We start from the raw sequence: 1,380 nt of genomic DNA on the forward strand, positions 1-1,380 counted from the left end.
CGAGGCGAACGCGGTCTAACCGGAGCACAAGGTGCTAAAGGTGAAAAAGGAGACCGAGGTGAACGTGGTCTGACTGGAGCACAAGGTGCTAAAGGTGAAAAAGGAGACCAAGGTCAGGCAGGTCGTGACGGTGTAACTCCAACCGTAACCGTTAAAGATAATAAAGAAGACGGTACTCACACTATCACTATTAACGACGGTAGAGGTAATGTTACAAATACTGTTGTAAGAGATGGTTTCGATGGAGCAAGCCCATTAGTTGCGACTCAACGAAATGAAGCTGATAAAACAACAACTGTTATCTTCTATTATGATCAAAATGACAACAACGAATTTGATGCAGGAGATACAAAACTAAAAGAAGTTGTCATTGCAGATGGTGCCAAAGGTGAAAAAGGAGACCAAGGTGAACGTGGATTAACTGGTGCACAAGGTGCTAAAGGTGATCGTGGCGAACGTGGTGAAACAGGGGCAGCAGGACGTGATGGTAAAACGCCAGTAATTACTACAGCTCGTGGTAAAGATGGTCATAGTACTGACATTACATTTACAATTCCTGGAGAAGAGCCTGTTGTAGCTAACATTAAAGATGGTAAAGATGGACGTACACCAACCATCGACTTAAATGCCTTAGCTGAAGCAGCAGCAAGATTAAACAATCAAAGAAGCGGAAGAGTAAGAAGAGCTTTAGCAGACGCCCCATCTACAGCACCAGCAGAAAAACCAAGAGAAGGTACTCTTATTACAGCGTACTTTGATAACAATGGTAATGGTCGGTACGATGAAGGTATAGATGACTTAATTGCTAAACAACCAATTTATAATGGTACAGACGGTGCCAATGGTGCAGCAGGTGCAGCCGGACGTAATGGTGCTGAATTATTAAGTGGACCTAAAGCACCAACAGCAGATGATGGTAAAGATGGCGACACTTATATCGATGCAACTACAGGTGATGTTTATAAGAAAGAAAACGGAACTTGGGATAAGATTGGTAACATTCGTGGGCCTCAAGGTCTAAAAGGTGAAGCCGGAGTTGCAGGACCACAAGGACCACAAGGGCTACAAGGACCTAAGGGTGAACAGGGTGCTCAAGGTCTTCAAGGACGTGATGGAGCGCAAGGACCTGCAGGACGTGACGGCCGTGAAGGTGTACCAGGACCAGCGGGACGCGACGGACGTGATGGAGCGCAAGGACCTGCAGGACGTGACGGCCGTGATGGAAAAGACGTATTGAACGGCAAAGTTGATCCAACAACAGAAGGTAAAGACGGCGATAAATACGTTAACACAGAAACAGGTGACGTCTTCGTTAAGAACAACGGCACATGGGAAAAAGAAGGTAACATCAAGGGACCTAAAGGTGACCAAGGTGCACAA

1 pseudogene is annotated in these 1,380 nt (G+C 45.9%); it reads left to right on the top strand.

The window, feature by feature from the left end:
• Positions 1–1,380, top strand: a pseudogene (locus tag O3616_RS10010) (YSIRK signal domain/LPXTG anchor domain surface protein); the annotation flags it as partial.

Source organism: Streptococcus sp. 27098_8_86, assembly GCF_041432595.1.
Taxonomy (GTDB): domain Bacteria; phylum Bacillota; class Bacilli; order Lactobacillales; family Streptococcaceae; genus Streptococcus; species Streptococcus pneumoniae_F.